The organism is uncultured Pontibacter sp. (genome assembly GCF_947502515.1).
GTDB lineage: Bacteria > Bacteroidota > Bacteroidia > Cytophagales > Hymenobacteraceae > Pontibacter.
On the sequence record NZ_CANNAI010000004.1, the window covers coordinates 84,922 to 107,660 of the forward strand.

A 22,739-nucleotide genomic window follows, 5' to 3' on the forward strand; every position below is an offset into this window, starting at 1 on the left:
GATACGTTAAAAATGCTGACTGTCGGAAGATGATTGTTATCATCATGCGGCAGGGCAAATGTCATATAAAGTTGGTGTACTCTGTGCGAGGTGATGGGGTTGGGGATTTTTGGTTGGTGTATTTAAAATAGCTGCGTAGTCGTACCTATGTGAAGAACAAGGCTTTTATACCTGTCACAATAAAGTTTACCCCGATTGAGAGTACCAGGAAGCCCATAATACGCGACAGTGCGGACAGCCCTGCTTTTCCCATAAATTGCAGCAACTGATGCGAGAAAATAAGAATCAGGTAGGCCACTACCGCCAAGGCGACAATAGCTGTTACGACTAGGCCCAAATCAGTTATTAGAAGGGCATCGGAGTATAGGCTGATGCTTACGGCAATGGCTCCCGGGCCCGACAGCATCGGCATGGCCAATGGCGCAAAGGAAATGTCTTCTTTCTGCATACTCTCTTTCAGCACGCCTTTCGATACTTTTTTGCCACGGTGCGCTTTGCTGGAGAGTAATTCAAAACCTGCCTTCATGATCATCAGGCCGCCTGCAATGCGGATGTCGTGCAGCCGGATACCGAAGAAGTTGAGCACATACTGTCCCGCCAGAAAAAACACTCCCAGAATGAGTGCCATGTAGATGCAGGCCCGCAGCGCCTGCTGGTTGCGGTTAGAGGGGGTGTCGTCTTGCGTGAGGGTCAAAAAAACGGGCATGGCCCCAAAGGGGTTCACCACACTAAATAAGGCCGAAAAAGTGGCCAGCATCATTTCCATGGCTTGGTCAGGTTGTTTTCTGATGCAAAGCTAGTATGGTGAAATTACGCCTGCGTTACCGTCGTATTGTATGATTGTTAAGTGTGAAGAACTCTTTTTCTTGTGGAACAATGACTAAAGTTCAATGAAGGATGACGTCGTAGCTTCGAAATCCTGTCAATCTTATACTCCTGTAAATTCTGATCTAGGACAAAAACAGCGCATAAATAGCAGACACGATGAAGTTAACGCCAATAGACAGCACGATAAAGCCCATGATGCGGGAGAGTGCCGATAAACCTGCCTTGCCCATGAAGCGGGTAAGCTGCGTTGAGAAGCGCAGAATGACATAAGAGATCACAGCCAGCAAAATGATGCCGACCAGAATCAGGGTCATATCCCAGAAGGAAAGGGAAGTCGTGAACAGACCGATACTCACCGCAATGGCACCCGGACCGGAAAGCATGGGCATAGCCAGCGGTGTGAAGGAAATATCTTCTTTGTGCTGCGCCTCTTCTACCACATCCGGGGACACTTTTTTGTTGCTGCCTCCCGGCGTGAGCAACTCAAAACCGGCCCGCATGATCATCAAACCACCCGCAATGCGCAGGTCGTGGATGCGAATGCCGAAGAAATTGAGTACGTACTGCCCTGCCAGGAAAAACACGGCCAGTATACCGACCATGTACAGACAAGCCTTGAGCGCCTGTTGGTTACGTTGGGCAGGGGTGTCATTTTGAGTAAGCGTCAGGAAGACCGGCATGGCTCCGAACGGGTTCACAACGGAGAAGAGAGCAGAAAGCGTGGCAAGAATAATTTCCATGGGAGCGATAAACGTAGAACCTCCAATATAGTTTTTAATCAATATAAAACCAAAGAACAGCGTTCTCCAGGTATAGAAATGCAGTAGAAGGCAAGGCGATTAAAACTTAATCCTTAATTTTGGGTAGTCAACACCCTAAGCAACGATACTATGAAAGGAGAAGTAAAGCTCGGGATACTGGGCGGTGGACAGCTGGGCCGCATGCTCATTCAGGCCGGACTCGATTTCAACCTCTATACCCTGGTGCTCGACCCGGACGAAAACGCACCCTGCAAAGACGTGTGCCACGAGTTTTTCGTGGGCAGTTTCCGCGACTTCGACACGGTGTATGAGTTCGGCAAGAACTGCGATATTGTCACTATCGAGATTGAGCACGTGAATGCCGACGCATTGGAGAAGCTGGAGCAGGAAGGCGTGAAGGTATACCCGGATGCACGCACCGTGCGCACCATACAGGACAAAGGCCTGCAGAAAGAATTCTACAAGCAGCACGCTATACCTACTGCTGATTTCAGAATCCTGAAAGATGCCGAAGAACTAAAAGTCCATACTGACTTTCTGCCTGCTTTTCAGAAGCTGCGCCGCGAAGGCTACGATGGCCGTGGCGTAACCCGACTGCAGAGCGATGCCGATCTGGGCAAGGGCTTCACAGAGCCGTCGGTGCTGGAGAAACTGGTAGACTTCGAAAAAGAAATCTCCGTGATCGTAGCTCGTAATGCTGATGGGCAGGTAACGGCCTTCCCGGTGGTGGAGTTGAGTTTTCATCCAGAGCACAACCTGGTAGACTCACTTTTTGCACCTGCCAATGTGCCCTACAAGCTGCAGCGCCTGGCCATTGAAATCGCTACCCGCGTGATTGAGTCGTTTGACATGGTCGGTATACTGGCTGTGGAGATGTTCCTGACCAAGGACGGGCAGATACTGGTGAACGAAGTCGCACCTCGTCCGCACAACAGCGGGCACCATACCATCAAAGCCAACTATACCTCCCAATACGAGCAGCACCTGCGTGCCATCCTCAACCTGCCGCTGGGCAGCACCGACATACAGAGTGCCGCTGTGATGCTAAACCTGTTGGGTGAGCCGGGCTATGACGGCGAGGCTAAATACGAAGGTCTGCAGGAAGCGCTGGCTGTACCGGGCGTGTACATTCACCTCTATGGCAAGAAGTATACCCGCGCCGCACGCAAAATGGGACATATTACCGTGCTGGGTACCGACCTGCAGGAAGCGCAGCAGCGGGCTGAATCAATCCGTAACATCATCAAAGTAATCGCATAATATGGCTAATGAAACAAATACGCAGCCGCTGGTAGGCATTATCATGGGCAGCCAGTCTGACATGAAAGTAATGGAAGCAGCAGCTGAGATCCTCGAGAATCTGGGCGTGCCTTTTGAGATCACGATCGTGTCAGCGCACCGCACCCCGCACCGCATGTTTGAGTACGCTGAGCAGGCCCGCAAAAAAGGCCTGAAGGTAATCATCGCCGGTGCCGGTGGCGCAGCCCACCTGCCAGGTATGGTCGCCTCTATCACCACGCTGCCGGTAATCGGGGTGCCCGTGAAGTCGAGCAACTCTATTGACGGCTGGGACTCGGTGCTGTCTATCCTCCAAATGCCGGGTGGCGTGCCGGTGGCGACGGTAGCGCTCGATGGTGCCCTGAACGCAGGTATACTGGCTGCGCAAATCATTGGTACTTCCAATGCCGCAGTAGCTGACAAACTGGAAAAATACAAGGTAAACCTGAAAGACAAGGTGATGCGCTCGGTGGAGGAACTCCGCCGCGGCGACCGTGACCTGGACTAATGCAGGTATAGGTCTAATCATCAGAAGAAAGGCCCGCAGTTTTGAAACTGCGGGCCTTTCTTGTTTATTCCAGGGTATAGCTGCCGGTTAAAGCAGCGTCTCTTTTGCTAGTCCCCAATCTAAAATTTATATCCTGCCATCAGGCTGAAGGTTTTGATACTGCTGGGCAGACTTAGCAGCATGGAGATTCCCTCGGTCGCCTCGTAGCGTGTCTCTAGAAACAAGGTCTTGGTCCTAACCGGATACAGTATACCTACTCCGGCCACTGCACCAAACATATGACTCTTAAATTCGCTTCCGGGCAGCGCTTCTTTCTCCTCGGAATAACTGGTAGAGTGGAACGAGCTATACTTGCTTTCTACCCTCTTTGAATCAACTGCATAAGAGTAAGAGGGCCCTATATTGGCAAATGGCCTTATTTTTCCTTTGGGGAAGGTATAGCGGAGTTGCAAAGGGAGTTTAAGGTAGTTCAGATCAAAAAGCAGATCATAGGAAGTCGTGCGGCCTGTATTGTATGTACCCTCCACTTTGCCTTCGAAGCGATAAGGTGCATAGAGCAATTCCACGATCAGGGAGAGCTTTTCACTCATGGACGGATTGGCTATCTGCATGGCAATGCCTCCCCCTAATCCAAGTCCCGTGCTGCGGAAGTCCCCTCTCGCATAATAATGGCTCCCTGACACATGAAGCGACGGAAAAGAAAGTGCAAGCACTGGTACAAGGGTTATCGAGGCTTTTTTAGGTTCATGTGTGAACTGTGTACTGCCGACGCACCGGTTGTACTCTATGCCCACCTTCGCAAGCGAACTGTGCCTGAGCATAACATTCTCCAGGCGTTTGTCTGTAAGAGCCGGGCAGTCTGAAAAAGCAGATGCTATGACGCCAAGGTAGGGTCTGTCCACTACGCGGTATTTCTTACCGGATTTTGGGTCAGTACGGGTATATACCTGCTCTACCAATTCTACCAGGTTGGCTCCTTCTTTTGAAAGATAGAAGTGGTCGCGGTCGTTCCCATCCCGGTAGGTATAGATGCTGACTTTGCCTTTCACAAGTGCTTGCAAAAACAGAAGCTGCTCAGCCATAGCTTCTGTGGCTGGTACTCTTTTCGACTCGTAGATCTTCTGCTCTCTGTCAAAGCCGTAGCCTTCCAACTGGTCAGGGGAGAAGGCCTGCTCATTGGCGTCAGGCGCTGGTCTGAATGTAGTTGTTTTGGAGCTGCGTACCGCTCCCCGGTAGTCGACGTAACCCCGAAGCGTGTCGCCATGCTGAACTATATAACCAGGACGGAAATCTGTTTGGGCAAAGGCCTGGGCAAAAAATAAACAAGTGATGAGGGTCAGGTAAAAGTGCTTCATTCTAAGCTGTTTTAAGTTTGATAAACTCGCAAAACCAGGCTGCCGGTTAGAAGGTAAACCCGGTCATCACGCTCAGGCTGTGAATAGGTAAGCGTAACTCCCCGAGGTGAGAGAAGCCCTCGGCTGTTTCATAACGCGTCTCTACAAACAGGGCCTTATGCTCACTGACATGATAGGATACACCTACTCCTCCAAGCAAGCCAAAGTTGCCTTTTCTGAAAATGCCGACCAGTGCTTCCCGTTCCTGAACAGAGCTGGAGGAGTGAAAAGTGCTGTGCGATTTTTCTACGCGTTTAGAACGGATGACCTGCGAATAAGATACTCCCAGGTTCACGAAGGGGCGTATTTTGCCCGTAGGCAAGGTATAGCGTAGCTGGGCCGGTAACTTCAGATAGTCCAGATCAAACGTCAGGTCATAGTCAGTGGTTCTTCCAAAGTAGCTCACATTATTGATCTCGCCCTTGAAGCGGTAAGGTGCATACAGGAGTTCTAACTGCAGCGAAAGCTTCTCACTGAGCGCCGGGTTTCTGACATTGAAGGCCAGGCCACCGCCTATACCCAGACCGGTGCTTTCATAAGTGCCATCTACATAAAGATGATAGCCCGTAGGTTTCAGAGAGGACACGCTATAGCTGATCACCGGCATCATCGTCACCTGAATTTTAGACGGCGGCTGTATGTGGTGAATGTCAGCACCTATGCAATCGTTATATTCCTCTGTGATTTTGAGAAGCGAGTTGGCCTTAAGTTGCACCGAGGACAGTCGCTTCTCAGTAATAGTGGGGCACTCCACAAATGCAGATCCCAATACACCCTGAAAAGCCTGGTCAAGTACTTTGTACCGTTTGCCGCTGGTTTGGTCTTTGCGCGTGTAAGAGGTTTGTCCAAGTTCTACCAGTTCGCCATTGTCTTTGGAGAAGTAGAAACGGTCGCGGTCTCTTTCGTCCCGCATGGTGTACACGCTGGCTTTGCCTTTAATGAGGATGTGTAAAAAGAAGCGCTCAAAACCTGTACGCTCCGGAGTAGGCACCAGCCAGGATTCGAATGCCTTTTTTTCATTGGTAAAGCCATAGGCCTGAATCTCGTCCGGACTGTAGGTATGTACGTTGGCATCAGGACTGGTTTTGAAGCTTGCTATTTTTGAACTACGGATAGCGCCCCGGTAGTCAACATAGCCCTGCAGGGTATCGCCACTACGGACAATATAGCCAGGTCTGAAATCTTGCTGGGCGAAGGCATGTGTCAAGCAAAGGCACAGAAAAAATACAAGGTATAGCTGTTTCATAAAGTTTGTTTTGGAGTTGCGGGGGTAAGGGTGTGCTAAAAGTAAAATCCTATACCCAGGTTGGTTTTACTCAGGCTAAAGGAGTTCTTTAACTGACTGCCTCTGTCTAAGCCGTATAGATAATCCACCGCGTTAAGCTTCAATTCTATACCTATTCTTTCGTTTGGGAAAAAGACAAGACCAGGTGATAAGGTGCCATAAAGCGAAGCCTCCCTTAAGCGAGATGTTGAGGAGGATTGTGAACCAGATGAGGGCGTCATGGGGTCACCGAACTGTCCCGTGCCTGAGTAATGTAGCTCCGATCTCTCGCTGATAAACGCAAGGCCAGCAGTGCCCTCAGCAAACAGGGCAAACTTGTTGCCCAGGCTAATGTAGTAGCGGGCCATAGGACCTATGTTATAAGCGTGGGTTATGGTTTTGTTGTCATAGAAATAAAACATACTGGAGCTACTGGGAGCAGATGTTCTTTCCTCCCGATTTGCAGCATACTTGTAGCCATAACTAAGGCCGACTACCAGTTTGTCTTTCAGGAAATAGCCCATGGAGGAGGAAGCTTCCAAAGAAGTGACACGGCTAAACTCGTCGGGTTTTGAAAAGCCCGCACCTGCATGTAGGCCGACAAGCTTGTTGCCTGTTTGGAATTGGGCAAAGGCACTGCTGGCTACTAGCATCAGCAGCAAGAGGAGGTTTGTTGTTTTCATGGCTCAAAGATTTACCATGAAATATAGAAATAAATAAATGTTTTTTGGAAATCAGCAGAGGAAATATTTTAAGGGAAACACCGGGTATTCTACTGATCTTCAACAGGCTACTAACAAAAAAATCCCCTGCCGAGAAACTCGACAGGGGATTCCACTATTTTGAGTTAATGCTTATTTCTTACCGTCTACTTCTTCGTAGTCCACGTCGGTTACACCGCCGTCGTCAGTAGCAGCGCCCTGCGGACCGCCAGCCTGCTGGCCGTTTCCGGCTGCACCAGCTGCGCCTTCCTGTCCGGCACCGGCTGCGTACATCTCCTGAGAGGCTGCCTGCCATGCGTTGTTCAGGCTTTCGATCGCTGCGTCAATTCCGGCGATGTCCTTCGCACCGTGTGCTGTTCTGAGCTGACCCAGTGCACTCTCGATGTTAGACTTGTTGCCTTCCGACAGCTTGTCGCCATACTCTTTCAGCTGCTTCTCGGTCTGGAAGATCATAGAGTCAGCTGCGTTCAGCTTCTCAATCTCTTCTTTCGCCTTCTTGTCAGCTTCGGCGTTGGCTTCTGCTTCCTGACGCATTTTCTCGATTTCCTGCTCGCTCAGACCAGAAGAAGCCTCAATGCGGATCTTCTGCTCTTTGCCAGTCGCTTTGTCCTTAGCAGTTACATGCAGGATACCGTTGGCATCGATATCGAAAATTACTTCGATTTGCGGAACGCCACGTGGTGCTGGTGGAATACCATCCAGGTGGAAGCGACCGATCGTACGGTTGTCTTTCGCCATTGGGCGCTCACCCTGCAGTACGTGAATCTCTACCGATGGCTGGTTATCTGAAGCAGTTGAGAAAGTCTCGGACTTCTTCGTAGGGATAGTCGTGTTAGACTCAATCAGTTTGGTCATTACACCACCCATGGTTTCGATACCCAGTGAAAGCGGGGTTACGTCCAGCAGAAGTACGTCTTTTACTTCACCAGTCAGTACACCACCCTGGATCGCAGCGCCGATGGCTACTACTTCATCCGGGTTAACACCTTTAGAAGGCTTCTTGCCGAAGAACTTCTCTACTTCTTCCTGTACCTTAGGGATACGAGTTGATCCACCTACCAGAATCACTTCGTCGATGTCAGAAGTTGACAGACCAGCGTCCTGAAGAGCTTTCTTGCAAGGCTCCATAGAGCGACGGATCAGGTCGTCAGACAGCTGCTCGAACTTAGCGCGAGTCAGCTTGCGTACCAAGTGCTTTGGCACACCGTCAACAGGCATAATGTATGGCAGGTTGATCTCTGTTTCGTTAGAAGAAGAAAGCTCAATCTTTGCTTTCTCAGCGGCTTCTTTCAAACGCTGCAAGGCCATTGGGTCTTTGCGCAGGTCCAGACCTTCGTCGTTCTTAAACTCGTCTGCCAGCCAGTTGATGATCACCTGGTCAAAGTCGTCTCCACCAAGGTGTGTGTCACCGTTAGTCGAAAGTACTTCGAACACGCCGTCACCCAGCTCCAGGATAGAGATATCAAATGTACCACCACCTAAGTCGAATACTGCGATCTTCTGGTCTTTGTGCTTTTTGTCGAGGCCGTAAGCAAGTGCAGCCGCTGTAGGCTCGTTGATGATACGCTTTACTTCAAGGCCTGCGATCTGGCCGGCTTCTTTCGTTGCCTGACGCTGTGCATCGTTAAAGTAGGCAGGAACGGTGATAACCGCCTCTGTTACCGTCGTGCCCAGGTAGTCTTCTGCAGTAGCCTTCATTTTCTGAAGCACCATCGCCGAGATCTCTTGAGGTGTGTACTGGCGGTCGCCAATCTCTACACGCACGGTGTTGTTGCCACCCTGGATCACTTTGTAAGACACCTGCTTGGACTCTTCGCTTACTTCATTGTAGCTGTGGCCCATGAAGCGCTTGATCGAAGCGATCGTGTTCTGTGGGTTTGTGATTGCCTGACGTTTGGCAGGGTCACCTACCTTACGCTCGCCTTTACCGCCGTCCAGAAACGCGACGATAGACGGAGTAGTTCTGCGGCCTTCGCTGTTAGGAATAACCACCGGCTCGTTACCTTCCATTACGGCAACGCAGGAGTTGGTTGTACCTAAGTCAATACCAATTATCTTTCCCATTCTATAGTTTTATAATGATTCGATTACAATTTCTTTTTACTGTTGGTAGCACTATTACAAGGGATGTGCCAAGGCGATATATAGCTGTTTTGCCTGTCATTCTGTCACAGGATGAGGTATGCTATACCTTGTTTGTCTGACCATGCACCAGGTGCCCCGCTCGTGTGCGACATAATTACTGCAGTATTGGTACTGTGTTACTTTGCTGTAGGTTCTAAAATAAAGCACTCGTCTGGGGCTAATCATACGGTGCTGCTTTGGGCCACCGATCCTTGGGTGTTCATCAATTGTCATCCTGAAAGAATGGAGAGATCTGAAACATGGCTGTGCCTGAACAGGGTGCCGGATTTCGCTTATGGAGAGAAAAAGCAGCATCAAGTTTAAGGTGAGGGTATTGGGTGAGGAAGCAGGTTGCTACAGCGAGTCCGTTTGCTTTTTTAGCTAAACTTTTATAAATCAGAAGTTCAAACAAACTGATCCAAAACCTTTTCGCTCACCTTTACATGAAAAGCACCTTTCTTAGAACTGGCACAACGGCTTGTCTGCTGCTGGCACTGACCATGTCGTCGCCGGAGGCGGTGGCCCAGAAACAGAAGCCACGCACAAGCAAACAAAAAGAAGCAGCTGCCCCTTACGAAGCCAAGCTATATAATGGCATGACCTGGCGCTCCATCGGCCCTTTCCGGGGCGGACGTTCCGCTACCGTGACAGGCGTGCCCGGTAAACCAAACCTTTACTACATGGGCACCGTGGGTGGCGGCGTATGGCGCACCACCGATGGCGGCTCTACCTGGGAGAACATTTCCGACGGCTTCTTCGGTGGGTCCATCGGTGCCGTGGCGGTAAGCGAAGCTGACCCGAATGTGATCTATGTGGGAGAGGGAGAGAAGACGGTGCGCGGTAACGTGTCATCGGGGCATGGGATGTGGCGCTCCGTAGACGCCGGCAAGACCTGGGAGCAGATCGGCCTGAAGGATTCGAAGCACATCGGCCGCATTCGCATTCACCCGACAAATCCGGATATTGTATATGTGGCTGTGATGGGTGACCTGTACAAGTCGCACGAAGAACGGGGCGTGTTCAAAAGCACGGACGGTGGCAAAACTTGGAAGAAGACCTTGTTTGCCAACAAAGATGCTGGTGCGGTAGATTTGATCATTGACCCGAACAACCCGCGCCACCTTTACGCCACCACCTGGAACGTGCGCCGCACCCCGTATAGTCTGTCTTCCGGCGGACCGGGTTCAGGCATCTGGAAAAGTACCGATGGCGGTGACACCTGGAAAGATATTTCGAAGAACGAAGGTCTGCCAAAAGGTACACTGGGCATCATTGGCGTGACAGTATCACCGGTTAACTCTAACCGTGTGTTTGCGATGGTGGAAGCTGATGAAGGCGGCCTGTTCCGCTCCGACGACAGTGGCCTGACCTGGAAGAAGATGAACGACGACCGCAACCTGCGTCAGCGGGCCTGGTATTATACCCGCGTATATGCCGACCCAAAAGACGAGGACGTGGTATACGTGCTGAACGTGGCTTATCACCGCAGCAAGGACGGCGGCAGAACCTTTACCTCCGCCTATGCCGGTCACGCTGACCACCATGATTTGTGGATCGCGCCTGAGAATCCGTCGCGCATGGTGATCGCCGACGACGGTGGGGCGCAGGTAACCTCGGACGGCGGCATGAACTGGAGCACGATGAACAACCAGCCGACCGGCCAGTTTTACCGCGTTGTAACCGACAACCATTTTCCGTACCGCATTTATGGTGCGCAGCAGGATAACTCTACTGTGCGCATCAGTCACCGCTCTACTGGTTGGGGTATTACGGAAGATGATTGGGAAGAAACAGCCGGTTCGGAGAGTGCACATCTGGCCGTGAATCCGGAGAATCCGGAGATCGTGTACGGTGGCAACTACGGTGGCTTTCTATCGCGCGTGGATCACAGCAACGGACAGGAAAGGGTAATCAACGTGTGGCCGGACAATCCGATGGGGCATGGCGCCGAAGGCATGAAGTACCGCTTCCAGTGGAATTTCCCGATCATGTTCTCGCCCAACGACCCGAAGAAACTCTACACCACCTCCAACCACGTGCATGTAACTTATAACGAAGGGCAGTCCTGGGAAACAATCAGCCCGGACCTGACGCGCAATGACTCAACCAAATTAGGACCGTCTGGTGGACCGATCACCAAAGACAATACCAGCGTGGAGTACTACGGCACCATCTTCGCCATTAACGAGTCACCGGCAGAGCCGGGCGTGATCTGGACTGGTTCGGATGACGGCCTGATCCACGTGACGCGTGACAATGGCAAGAGCTGGACTAAAGTGCAGCCGAAAGGCATGCCGGAATGGATTCAGATCAACAGCATTGAGGCGCACCCGACTCAAAAAGGTGCCGCTTATGTGGCCGCTACTATGTACAAGTCCGGCGACTTCAGCCCATACCTGTACAAGACAACCGACTATGGCAAGACCTGGACAAAAATCACCACAGGTATACCTGGGCACCACTTCACCCGTGTAGTGCGCGCCGATCCGAAGCGTGACGGCTTGCTGTATGCCGGTACTGAGTATGGCATGTATGTGTCGTTCAACGATGGACAGAGCTGGCAGCCGTTCCAGCTGAATCTGCCGATTGTGCCGATCACGGACCTGGCCATCAAAAACGACAACCTGATTGCCGCTACGCAGGGCCGAAGCTTCTGGATTATTGACGATTTAACGCCACTGCACCAGCTAAACGAAGGTATAGCCAAGAGTAAGTTCCACTTGTACAAGCCGCTGGATACTTACAAAATGGATGGTGGCAGTCGTGGCCTTTCCAAAACAGCGGGTGAGAACCACCCGGGCGGTGTGATGGTACACTATTACCTGCCAACTAAACCAGATTCCGCCACGGTGGTGCAGTTAGAGATCATGGATCAAAACGGTAAGCTGATTCGCAGCTACGCCAGCAATGCGAAAGAGAAAAAGGACCAGTTGGCCGTGAAGGAAGGTATGAATCGCTTCGTGTGGGACATGCGTTACCCGGAGGCCAGCCGTTTCGACGGCATCATCCTGTGGGGTGGCGGTCTGCAAGGGCCGAAGGCTATACCTGGAAACTACAAAGCAAAGCTGACGGTTAACAAGGAGAGTCAGGAAACGGCTTTTACCATCTTGCCTGACCCGCGCACCAAAGCCACGCCGGAAGACAGGGCGGCACAGTTCACCTTCCTGACCGAGGTACGTGACAAGCTGACCGAAACCCATGATGCGATCAAAGACATCCGTACCATGCGGGCACAGCTCAACACGCTCAAAGGAAACCTGAAAGGGCAGGAGAACTACAAGGATGTCGTAGAGTCTGCCACGGCCATCGACAAGAAGATTACCGCCATTGAAGAGGCGCTCTACCAAACCAAGAACCGCAGCGGCCAGGACCCGCTCAACTTCCCGATCCGCCTGAACAACAAACTGGCGAACCTGGTGGGACAGGTGAGTACCGGCGACTTCCGACCGACTGATCAGGCCTATGCTTTCAAAAAGGAAATCACGGCCCAGATCGATGAGCAGCTGAATTTGTTTAAGCAGGTACAAACACAGGATGTGCCTGCGCTGAACAGACTGGTGAAAGAGAAAGGCGTGGATGCGATCTCGGTGAAGAAAGCAGAAGCGGCTCCGGCAACTGGATCTTTGTAAGGTATAGCCTATACCTTTAAATAACGAAAGCCCTGCCATTCCTGGCAGGGCTTTCTATTTTGTTCGTGTTGCAAACTGATGTTGTTGAAAAGCAGGATGCGCTATTCTCAAATGACAGGTATAGGCGACGGAGTCAGGTATAGCTGAAGGATCTATTGCTTCTCCACCACCAATTGTGCCTTTTGCACTTCGCCTTCGTGTGCCTGGCCAGGGTATGGCTTCACATCTTTTAGAGTGAATTTGTAACTGACATCGCCAACTGCAGCTTCTACGGTATGGGTTTCTCTGGCTGCCTCCGTACCGCAGTCTCCAATGCAGAGTGTGATGTTTTCATTCACGCCATGACTGTTGGAGGCTCGTAGCAAAACACTAGCATTGCCTGCTGTCACACAATTAACATCAATCGGACAGCGGGAATCTTCTATGCTTTTCAGGGATACGATCAGGCGACGCGGCACCTCCTCGCCGTACAGCGTGATTTGCCCGTACTGCTGCAGGAGCGCCTCCTGACCGAACTTCAGGTCGTCGGTACCTTTTTTGAACTCCGTGGTTTCATAGGACTCGTCCTGTTGGCATTGCGTAAAGAGCGCCAGGGCCAGGAGTGGATAGAAAAGTTTAATCATAATAGTATAGTTTTTCAACCGTAAGAGTCTCTAAAACGGGGAATGGTTGCAATTAGTATCCAAACTTTAAAGACTGGTGTCGCCACATTGTTTATCTGCCGCAATTGTTGGATATTGGGCTTTCATACCTATTCTGATCTATCTACGTGAGTACCAGTACTGCCACCCTTGTAAAACAGAAAGTAAAAACGCTTGCCGAACGGCTGCGTAATTTCCGGGTGTATCACCGTTACCTGGGGCTGATTCTAGGCGTGTTTATCCTGATAAGCAGTATAACAGGTATACTGCTGGGCTGGAAAAAAGACGTGGACCTGCTGCAGCCGCCTACTCAAAAAGGAACCAGCACAGACCTACAACAGTGGCTGCCGTTAGCTGAACTGTCAGCACGTTCGCTCGCCAGCCTGGACTCGGCAGCGGCGATCAGCAATAACCCTATCGACCGGATTGAGGCCCGCCTCGACAAAGGCATCGTCAAAACCATTTTCCAGGAAGGAAGCTGGGAAGTGCAGCTGGATGCCAGCACCGGCAAAGTGCTTTCCGTGGCACGCCGCCATTCTGACTGGATCGAAAAAGTACACGACGGCTCCATCATCAGCGATTTCTTTAAGTTGATTTCTATGAACGTGCTGGGCTTCGGATTGCTGTTCCTCTCTATCACAGGGTTCTTCCTGTGGTTTTATCCAAAACAGATCAGAAAGATCAAGGGCTAGTAGACTGCATGAAAAAGCTGCTGCATTTGATGGGATGGCTATGCTTGCTCAGCACCTCCACGTTCGGGCAAGTACTGACTGTGAAAGACCAGGTCACGCAGCAGCCCCTGGAGATGGTGCAGCTCTCCGGCAAACGTTTCGACCAGATCAGCTTTACTGACAGTAAAGGGCAGGTAGACATCAGGCAGTTCAAAGGACTCGATAGTCTGGTGGTCCGCTTGGTGGGCTATGATCAGAAAATCTTATCGTTCGGGCAACTGGAGCGGCAAGGCTTTCAGCTATACCTGCGCGAAAACAACATTTCCCTGCGCACCGTGGTGGTTTCGGCTACCCGATGGCAGCAGGCTGCTAAGGAAGTGCCGCAGCGGGTCAGTACCATCAAATCCAAAGATATGCTGCTGCAGCAACCTCAGACTGCCGCCGACATGCTGGGGCAGGCAGGGGAGGTGTTTATCCAGAAAAGTCAGGGTGGAGGCGGAAGCCCTATGATCCGCGGATTTGCTACCAACCGGGTACTGCTTGCGGTGGACGGTGTGCGCATGAACACGGCCATTTTCCGGAGCGGCAATCTGCAGAATGTTATTTCCCTTGATCCTTTCGCCACAGAAAAAACAGAAGTGATGTTCGGACCGGGCTCCGTCATGTACGGCAGCGATGCTATTGGCGGCGTAATGAACTTCTATACCTTGTCACCGAAGTTTTCGACAGACGCATCACCTTTGATCAAAGGCAGCGCTGCCGTACGATGGTCTTCGGCCAACCACGAGCAAACCGGTCACCTCGATCTGAGTTACGGCCTGAAAAAATGGGCTTTCCTGACCAGCGCAACCTTCAGCGATTACGGCGACCTGACAATGGGATCAAATGGGCCGGATGGTTACCTGCGGAAAGAGTATGTGCGCAGCCAAAATGGACAGGATGAAGTAATTACTAATCCTGACCCAGAGCGTCAGGTATACACGGGTTACGACCAGCTGAACCTGATGCAGAAGATCAGGTATAGGCCCAGCAATAACTGGGACTTGCAGTACGGTTTCCACTATTCCTCCACCTCTGATGTGCCCCGCTACGACCGCCTGACCCTATACCGAAATGGCAGACTGCGCTCGGCGGAATGGTACTATGGTCCGCAGGTATGGGCCATGCAGCACCTGCAGGCAACGCACCAGGCCAGCAACATGCTGTTTGATCAAGTGAACATTGGCTTGGCGCATCAGCTTTTTGAGGAGAGCCGCCATAACCGCGACTTCGGCAAGCCGGTCCGTTATAACCGCTTCGAAAAAGTTAATGCCTACTCCGCCAATCTTGACTTTGAGAAGGCACTAGGCCAGCGGCACCATCTGTTTTATGGTCTGGAGGCGATCTATAATAAAGTGAACTCCACCGGCACCGACGAGAATACCAGCACGGGCAGTTCGGTACCTGGACCGTCCAGGTATCCGGACGGGGCAGACTGGAGCTCCTACGCCGCTTTCCTGACTTATCGATTCAAAGTAGGGGAGAAGCTCACGGTACTGTCAGGGGCCAGGTATAACCACATCCTGCTCAATGCAGCTTTCGACAACCGCTTCTATGATCTCCCTTTCGCTTCCGCCGACATCAATACTGGTGCTGTGACTGGAAGTGCCGGTGTAGTGTATAGCCCGCAGCCAAGCTGGCAGCTAAGCACTAATTTTTCAACTGGTTTTAGATCACCAAACGTGGACGACATCGGCAAGATCTTCGATTCCGCGCCGGGGCTGGTCGTAGTGCCGAACCCGGACCTGAAACCGGAGTACGCCTACAATGCGGACCTGGGATTTGCTAAAACATTCGGGGAGATGCTGAAACTGGATGCGACTGCTTTCTATACCTATCTGCAGGATGCGCTGGTGCGACGAGACTATACCTTAAACGGGCAGAGCAGCATCGAATACGAGGGAGAACTGAGCCAGGTGCAGGCGATCCAGAATGCCGCCCATGCCAGGGTATGGGGTGTACAGGCAGGTATAGAACTGAAGTTCCCGGCTGGTTTTGGCCTCACCTCCAGGTATAGTATACAGCACGGGCGCGAGGAACTGGACAATGGCCAAGAAGCTCCCTTGCGCCATGCCGCACCAGCTTTCGGCACGACCCATCTGACCTATAGCCGTAACCGGTTCAAGGCTGATCTATACGCCGTGTATAACGGAGCGATCAGGTATAGCCAACTGGCACCAGAAGAGCAGGACAAAGCCTATCTGTACGCCACTGACAAAAACGGTAACCCGTACAGCCCCGCCTGGACTACATTCAACCTGAAGACGCTTTATCAACTGAGCCGGCACCTGTCGCTAAGCGCAGGTATAGAGAACATCGCCGACCAGCGCTACCGACCTTACTCCGCAGGTATAGCAGCGCCGGGCAGAAACTTTGTGCTGTCGGTGCGGGCTACTATTTAAGTAAGCGCTGTAGCACTACCACCTCGCATTCTTTAGCGTAATACCTACAGCCGCCAGTCGTTGACCGGTGTGGAAGCTTTGCACGGAGCCTCTCAATCCGAAAGTAAGATGCTGTGTTGCCTTTACATCCAGGTTCAGCGCCAACGCATAGCCTGCCTGCAAACCATTTCTAGAGCGCATTTCGGGCTCGAAGTCTGTGATGCCACCCTGCCCATTGTACTGAATGGAAAGCCCGTACAACTCCCGTTCGCTGGCATACCTGAGCACCGGGCCTGCAGCAGGGTAGATCTGGACAGGGCCAGCATTGATGAACAGGTTATACAACCCTTCAAGCGCTACGCCATTCGACTTTTGAAAGGTCTCATACCCCTGGCCCCAGCGACGGGTCTGCTCAATGTAAGTGCCAGTTGCCAGTATCTCAAAGCCTGAGCGGTTTGAGATCTGCGTCTGCATACCACCTATGAACCAGTGACCGGGAATGTCGCCGTTGCCAGCATACACGGTACCATAGCCAACTTTGGGAGTCCATTTGTTCTGGGCCATTGCGGTGAAGGAGGAGATGAAAAAAAGTGCGAAGAGTAGAGGTTTGGTTTTCATAAGCTGGAATTTTAGGTAAGCGTTAGAGATGAAAAGAATGCAACAGGATTTGTATTCAATATATGAAATATTGTATAATTTTTTATAGCAATATATGTGCCAGTATAAGTGCTGGTTTAAATTTGGACTTAGAACTATAGGTAGAAAAAGACAAAGGCAGCCCCACCGGGGCTGCCTTTGCAATAGGTATAGAAGAGGCTAAAATTAACTTCTTGCTCTTCTTTCCTGTGCTTTGAGTGTAAACTCAGAAGTTGCCTTGCCACCATCAGCGGTCTCAACTTCTACTATGTACTTGCCCGGCTGCAGGTAGATTACTTTGTTGTTAGCGGCTTCTACTTTCACGGCTTCTTCGCCATCCTTCTTGCTGCCGTTCAGGGCGGTTTCGTAGGCTTTGGCATTGGCTTCGTCTACCGAGAAGTTGTAGCTCACGTAGTTCAGACCACGCTCGTTCTCGTCCTTCATTTCTTTCAGCACCTGTCCTTTATCAGTCTTGATGCGGATAGTAGTCGTACCAGCCTGTGCCGTGTAGAATGGAATTTCAAGCGAAGATTCTGCTGGCTCACCCCAGGCACCCCAAGACTGTCCCCAGCGCGGGTTGTAGTTGGTTGGCTGGAAGGCGAACAGGTGCAGCTTCTGGTTCTGGATCTCCGGCGTTAGTTGCTGCAGGTGCTCCACATTGGCGATGTAGATCGAGCGGCCGTGCGTACCCACAATCAGATCATTGTCACGTGGGTGCACCACCACGTCGTGCACGGCCACGGCTGGCATGCCGTTGCGCATCTGCATGAAGGTCTTGCCACGGTCAAGGGAAATGTACAGACCATGGTCGGTGCCTACGTAAAGCAGGTCCGGGTTCTTCGGATCTTCCTTTACCACGTTGATGGCCTCTGCTGGCAGGTTAGTGCCCAGGCGCTCCCACTTCTTGCCATTGTCTTCCGACACGTACAGGTATGGCGTGAAGTCATCCCAACGGTAACCGTTGAGGGAGGTATACACGCGGTTCTCAGCATGGTTAGAGGCTACTACAGTCGATACCCACATGTTTTGTGGCAGTTTCTTCGAGATATTCTCCCAGTTATAGCCACCGTCTTTGGAGACATGGATCGCACCATCGTCAGAGCCAGTATAGAGTAAGCCGAACTTCAGCGGAGACTCGTCAATGGAAGTCAGGGTACCGAAACCAACGTCACCTTTCAGACCACCGTTGGTCAGGTCCCCGGAAAGGGTTTGCATCTCATCGCCCTTTTTCATGGAGCGGTGGAATTTGTTGGAGCCAAAGTACAGGATGTCCTGGTTGTGACGGCTCAGGTGGATCGGGCTTTCCCAGTTGAAGCGCAAAGGCGTTTCGCCCAGTTCATGCGTTGGCTTTACGGATACACGCTGACCCGTGCGCTTGTCTACACGGGCGTAGTTGCCGTACTGCGAACCCAGGTATACCGTGTTGTTGTCACGGAAATCCACCTGCACCATCATGCCGTCACCACCGCCGAGGCGCTGGTACGGATAGCGGCCGTTCTGGGTCCAGGCGGAGCTGGCTTTGTAGTTGCTCGGACCGTACCAGGTGCCGTTGTCCTGCAAGCCGCCATACACATTGTAAGGCTTCTCCATGTCCACAGCCACCGCATAGAACTGTCCTACCGAAGGAGAGTTGGCAATCGCCCAGGTTTTGCCGTCGTCATAGGTGATGTTCAGGCCACCGTCGTTGCCGTTGATCACGTAGCCCGGTTTGTCAGGGCTCACCCACAGGGCCTGATGATCGGAGTGTACGTTGTCGCCCTCAATGTTGCGGAAGGTTTTGCCTCCGTCGTCTGAGGTCAAAAGCGGCACACCGAGCAGGTATACCTTGTCTGGATTGTGCGGCGCTACACGTACCACACCGAAGTAGTAACCGTAGCTCGAGTACATGTCGTCGATAGGCTTCTCGTGCGTCTTCTTCCAGGTCTTGCCAGCGTCGTCGGAGCGGTATAGCTCAGCACCTTTCACCGGAGCTTCTGTGGTTACCGCCAATGGGTCTTCCAGGTAGGCGGCTAAGGCAGCCGGCTTGATTTTACCACTCTTCACGTCGGCCTTCACCGTTTTGGCAGTGTACTTGGCCGGGAAGCGGTTGTTGTCCAGGAAGCTGTTCAGGTCCTTGTCGTTCAGGGCCAGGAAAGCCTCTGTTGTCATACCTTTGAACTGGTCCTTCTGCAGTTCACCTGCTTTTGGCTCCTTCTTTTCTACCTGCCGCAGTTCCTGGTTGTCCAGGAAAGCGTAGATGATGTTCGGGTTGCCCGGGTGGATGTCGAGACCGATACGGCCTACGCCCGCGGATGTCGGGAAGCCACTGCCTTCGGTGCTCACACGGGTCCAGGTATTGCCACCGTCCGTTGACTTATGAATGCCGGAGGTCTTGCCACCTTCCACAAAGTCCCAGGCGCGGCGCTCGCGGTGCCACATGGCCGCATACACGTTGTTCGGGTTTTTCGGGTCGATCACCAGGTCAATGGCTCCTGTGTTTTCGTCGATGTAAAGTGTCTTTTTCCAGGTCTTGCCGCCGTCCGTTGTTTTGTACACGCCACGGTCTTTGTTAGGCGAGTACAGGTGGCCCACTGCTGCTACCCAAAGCGTGTTCGGGTCAGTAGGGTGAAGCACGATGCGGCCAATGTGATGCGTGTCATCCAGACCCATATGCTGCCAGGTTTTGCCGCCGTCGGTGCTCTTGTACACACCCACACCCGAGTAGGACGAGCGGCTGGAGTTACTCTCGCCGGTACCGATCCAGATGGTTTCGTTGTTGTTCCAGTCCACGGCAATGTCGCCAATGGTCATCACTGCTTCGTTGTCGAAAATTGGCTCAAAGGAGATGCCGTTGTTCATGGTTCTCCAAAGTCCGCCCGAGGCATAAGCTGCGTAGAAATTGGTCGGATCTTTTGGGTTCACATCCAGGTCGGTGATGCGGCCGCTTTGCACGGTAGGGCCCACATTGCGGAAGGCCAGGTTTTTAACAAGGGAGTTCTGTTCCAGCTGCTGTCGCTTTTCAAACCCCTGCAGCCTTTCTTTGGCGGGTGTGGAGGCCGGCTGCTTTGGTGCTTTCTTCTGAGCCTGCACAGCGCCCCCGCTCAGGGCCACCAGCAGCGCTACAGAAAGTATACGCTTTTGCATTGTGTAGATGTAGGTATAGTTTAGAGTAGATTATTTGAGTTTCTAAAGCTAAGGAATTGTACCGGATTTTGGAACAAAAAGGATCACCAGGTATAGCGCAACTTATTTTCGTGTTGATGGCAAACTGGCTGTTACTTGTTTTTGGCTAAATCCCGTATTAGCTTCACATAAACCTATAGCACTACGGGCTGTTGCCTGTACATGAGAGATAGCACATTGAACAATACCCTAGATATACTGATAGTGGGCGGTGGTCCCATCGGACTGGCCTGCGGACTGGAAGCGAAGAAGGCCGGACTTTCTTACCAGATCATCGAGAAAGGCACCATCACCAATTCGCTTTTCAACTATCCGCTCAACATGACCTTCTTCTCCACCGCCGACCGGCTGGAGATAGGCGGTTTCCCCTTTCCCTCGATTCACCCCAAACCCAACCGTAGCGAAGCACTGGAGTACTACCGACGGGTAGCAGATATTGGGGACTTGAACATCCGCTTGTTTGAAGAGGTGACAGGTATAAGCCGCGAAGGAGAGCTATACCTGACAAACACCAGCAAGGGCAGCTACCAGTCGCGGTATGTTATCCTGGCGACCGGCTTTTACGACATCCCCAACATGCTGGCTATACCTGGCGAGGATTTGCCTAAAGTGAAGCACTATTACTACGATCCGCATTATTATTATAAACAGAAGATTGTGGTGGTGGGTGCCAACAACTCCTCTGCTGACGTGGCCCTGGAAACCTGGCGGAAGGGGGCCGATGTCACAATGGTGATACGCGATGGGGAACTTGGTCGCATTAAGTACTGGACCAAACCGGATCTGGAAAACCGGATCGCGGAGGGCAGTATCAAGGCCTATTTCAACTCCAGCCTGACCGAGATCCGAGAGCAGGAAGTGGACATACAGACGCCGGAAGGCAAGGTGACGATCCCCAACGATTTCGTAATGGCCATGACTGGCTACCAGCCCAACTTTGCTTTCCTGGAGAAGGTTGGGGTAAAACTATCCGACGACTTTTATCGGCACCCTTTCCACAATCCGGAGACGATGGAAACGAATCTGCCTGGGCTATACCTGGCGGGTGTGGTATGCGGCGGCATGGAAACGCATGTGTGGTTCATTGAGAACTCCCGCGAACATGCCGTGAAAATCATACAGGATATCGTCAAAAAATAGCTTATCGATCGATACGCTTTTTGCGGCTGGAGTTGTTTCGGCTGTCGTAGTGCCTGCCGCCTGTACTTTTTTTGGTGCCGGCTGGTCGCTTAGGTTTGCTACTGGTCCCGAAGCTGCTGCCCGCTATCAGGCTTTTCAATTTGTCTACTTCTTCACCTGTCAGTTCACGGTACTCGCCGGGCTGCAACTCTCCCAGACTCAGCGGACCAATGGCCGGACGGATCAGGCGCAGCGTTGGGAAACCCACAGCGGCCGTCATGCGACGTACCTGTCGGTTCATGCCCTGCGATATTTTGATTTCTACCCAACTCGTCGGGATGTCTTTGCGGAAGCGGATCGGTTTGGAGCGCTCCCATACCTGTGGTTCCTCCTCGAGCAGACTGGCTTTGGCCGGGGCAGTCCGTGTATTTTTGATCATTACGCCGCGTCGCAATTCCTCCAGTGCCTCTTCAGTAGGTATACCATCCACCTGCACCCAGTAGGTTTTCTCGATCTTGAACTTTGGGTCGGAGAGGCGATGCTGCAGGGTTTTGTCATCGGTCAGCAGCACCAGTCCTTCACTGTCGTAGTCGAGGCGGCCAACCGGGTAAATGTTAGGTACAGGCACAAAGTCTTTAAGCGTGGCACGACCTCCCTCGTCCGTAAACTGGGTGAGCACTTCGTAAGGCTTGTTTAGGATGATGTATTTCAAGGGAGTTTAGGAGTTTAAGAGTTGAGGTTTAGAGAGTCCTTTGAGTTAAAAATGTAAAAAGTTTAGCTTATACTGTCATCTCGAAAGCATTGAGAGATCTGGATTATTGCAGGGCAACGGACTGTTTTAGATTTTTCCTAAATAGAGGTGCCCTTACCTCGATCGAAATGACAAATAAACCTTAATTTGACGGCATTTGGTTGTCATCTGGACAATTATGCACCGGGAATCATGCACTAGCAACCATTCATACCTTCTCAGGCTGATGAATTTTGTACTGCAGGTTCCAAAGAGGCTTGAGCCGGTCATAGTCGGGGCGGATGATGGAGTAGAGCACCGAATCTTCGTTGATGCCATTGACCACATAATGCTCCCGGATCACACCTTCCAATTGCATCCCAAACCGCTTGAGCAGCTTGATGGAGGGGGTGTTGTAGTCGGCGGCCATCGCTTCGATGCGGCGCAGGCCCATTTCCTCAAAACCATAGGCGATAACGGGACCCAGCGCTTCGGTCATGTAGCCTTTTTGCTTATAGCTGTCGTCGAACAGTACATAACCTACCTCTGCCCGGCGGTGACTCATGATCCAGGTATGATAGCCACAGCGGCCCAGCACGGTAGCGGTCAGCTTGTCCATAATTTTGAAGTTCCTGAAGCTATGGAAATAGGTGGTGAGCCCTTTGCTGAACTTGTCTTTTTCTTCAGCCAGCTCAGCGGCATTCTTCAAGCCAAGATATGCGGTGATCTCCTCATCGCTGCTGACTGTAAAGAGGTGCTGGTAGATAGCAGGCGTCAGTGCGCTCAGGTATAGGCGCTCTGTCTCCAAAACAACGGGATGTGGGAAGTCTGAATTGGTCATAATACGCTATC

At 51.8% G+C, this 22,739-nt stretch carries 17 protein-coding genes; 6 read left to right on the plus strand and 11 right to left on the minus strand.

Annotated features, from left to right (window positions below; all coding sequences use genetic code 11):
- Positions 1-145: 145 nt before the first annotated feature.
- Entirely contained in the window at positions 146-766 is a 621-nt protein-coding gene (locus Q1A54_RS11630) for a MarC family NAAT transporter (protein WP_299988113.1), read from the minus strand.
- 184 nt (positions 767-950) lie between these two features.
- Positions 951-1,568, minus strand: a complete 618-nt coding sequence (locus tag Q1A54_RS11635) for a MarC family NAAT transporter (protein ID WP_040575002.1) — start codon at positions 1,566-1,568, stop codon at positions 951-953.
- Positions 1,569-1,718: 150 nt separating this feature from the next.
- Between Q1A54_RS11635 and Q1A54_RS11640 the strand changes: the two genes are divergently transcribed.
- Positions 1,719-2,849, plus strand: coding sequence for a 5-(carboxyamino)imidazole ribonucleotide synthase (locus tag Q1A54_RS11640; RefSeq protein WP_299988119.1), 1,131 nt, complete (start codon positions 1,719-1,721; stop codon positions 2,847-2,849).
- A gap of 1 nt (position 2,850) precedes the next feature.
- Complete coding sequence (gene purE, locus Q1A54_RS11645) at positions 2,851-3,375, plus strand: 5-(carboxyamino)imidazole ribonucleotide mutase (RefSeq protein ID WP_299988121.1); 525 nt, start codon at positions 2,851-2,853, stop codon at positions 3,373-3,375.
- A 119-nt stretch (positions 3,376-3,494) separates the two neighbouring features.
- On the opposite strand, the gene Q1A54_RS11650 is transcribed toward purE, so the two are convergent.
- The 4 genes from Q1A54_RS11650 to dnaK form a co-directional block, all read right to left on the minus strand.
- Complete coding sequence (locus tag Q1A54_RS11650) at positions 3,495-4,730, minus strand: porin family protein (protein ID WP_299988124.1); 1,236 nt, start codon at positions 4,728-4,730, stop codon at positions 3,495-3,497.
- Positions 4,731-4,776: 46 nt separating this feature from the next.
- Complete coding sequence (locus Q1A54_RS11655) at positions 4,777-6,015, minus strand: outer membrane beta-barrel protein (RefSeq protein ID WP_299988127.1); 1,239 nt, start codon at positions 6,013-6,015, stop codon at positions 4,777-4,779.
- 35 nt (positions 6,016-6,050) lie between these two features.
- Positions 6,051-6,716: a hypothetical protein gene (locus Q1A54_RS11660; RefSeq protein ID WP_299988130.1), complete on the minus strand. Its 666-nt coding sequence runs from the start codon at positions 6,714-6,716 to the stop codon at positions 6,051-6,053.
- 171 nt (positions 6,717-6,887) lie between these two features.
- Complete coding sequence (gene dnaK, locus Q1A54_RS11665) at positions 6,888-8,819, minus strand: molecular chaperone DnaK (protein WP_196115104.1); 1,932 nt, start codon at positions 8,817-8,819, stop codon at positions 6,888-6,890.
- A 503-nt stretch (positions 8,820-9,322) separates the two neighbouring features.
- Here dnaK and Q1A54_RS11670 point away from each other — a divergent pair.
- Positions 9,323-12,508 (plus strand): glycosyl hydrolase, encoded by a 3,186-nt coding sequence (locus Q1A54_RS11670; protein ID WP_299988135.1) that lies wholly within the window; start codon positions 9,323-9,325, stop codon positions 12,506-12,508.
- A 152-nt stretch (positions 12,509-12,660) separates the two neighbouring features.
- On the opposite strand, the gene Q1A54_RS11675 is transcribed toward Q1A54_RS11670, so the two are convergent.
- Positions 12,661-13,131, minus strand: a complete 471-nt coding sequence (locus Q1A54_RS11675) for a hypothetical protein (RefSeq protein WP_299988138.1) — start codon at positions 13,129-13,131, stop codon at positions 12,661-12,663.
- 146 nt (positions 13,132-13,277) lie between these two features.
- On the opposite strand from Q1A54_RS11675, the gene Q1A54_RS11680 reads away from it, so the two are divergent.
- Entirely contained in the window at positions 13,278-13,841 is a 564-nt protein-coding gene (locus Q1A54_RS11680) for a PepSY-associated TM helix domain-containing protein (protein WP_299988141.1), read from the plus strand.
- 8 nt (positions 13,842-13,849) lie between these two features.
- Positions 13,850-16,261: a TonB-dependent receptor gene (locus tag Q1A54_RS11685; protein ID WP_299988144.1), complete on the plus strand. Its 2,412-nt coding sequence runs from the start codon at positions 13,850-13,852 to the stop codon at positions 16,259-16,261.
- Between the two features lie 15 nt (positions 16,262-16,276).
- On the opposite strand, the gene Q1A54_RS11690 is transcribed toward Q1A54_RS11685, so the two are convergent.
- Both Q1A54_RS11690 and Q1A54_RS11695 read right to left on the minus strand, forming a co-directional pair.
- Entirely contained in the window at positions 16,277-16,858 is a 582-nt protein-coding gene (locus Q1A54_RS11690) for a hypothetical protein (protein WP_299988147.1), read from the minus strand.
- 204 nt (positions 16,859-17,062) lie between these two features.
- Complete coding sequence (locus Q1A54_RS11695) at positions 17,063-19,999, minus strand: glycosyl hydrolase (RefSeq protein WP_299988150.1); 2,937 nt, start codon at positions 19,997-19,999, stop codon at positions 17,063-17,065.
- Positions 20,000-20,200: 201 nt separating this feature from the next.
- Here Q1A54_RS11695 and Q1A54_RS11700 point away from each other — a divergent pair, with 201 nt between their 5' ends.
- Positions 20,201-21,178, plus strand: coding sequence for a YpdA family putative bacillithiol disulfide reductase (locus tag Q1A54_RS11700; RefSeq protein ID WP_299988153.1), 978 nt, complete (start codon positions 20,201-20,203; stop codon positions 21,176-21,178).
- A gap of 1 nt (position 21,179) precedes the next feature.
- Here the strand turns inward: Q1A54_RS11700 and Q1A54_RS11705 are convergent, their stop codons facing one another.
- Positions 21,180-21,869, minus strand: a complete 690-nt coding sequence (locus Q1A54_RS11705; RefSeq protein WP_299988155.1) for a pseudouridine synthase — start codon at positions 21,867-21,869, stop codon at positions 21,180-21,182.
- Positions 21,870-22,116: 247 nt separating this feature from the next.
- Complete coding sequence (locus tag Q1A54_RS11710; protein ID WP_299988159.1) at positions 22,117-22,728, minus strand: GNAT family protein; 612 nt, start codon at positions 22,726-22,728, stop codon at positions 22,117-22,119.
- Between the last annotated feature and the right edge of the window lie 11 nt (positions 22,729-22,739).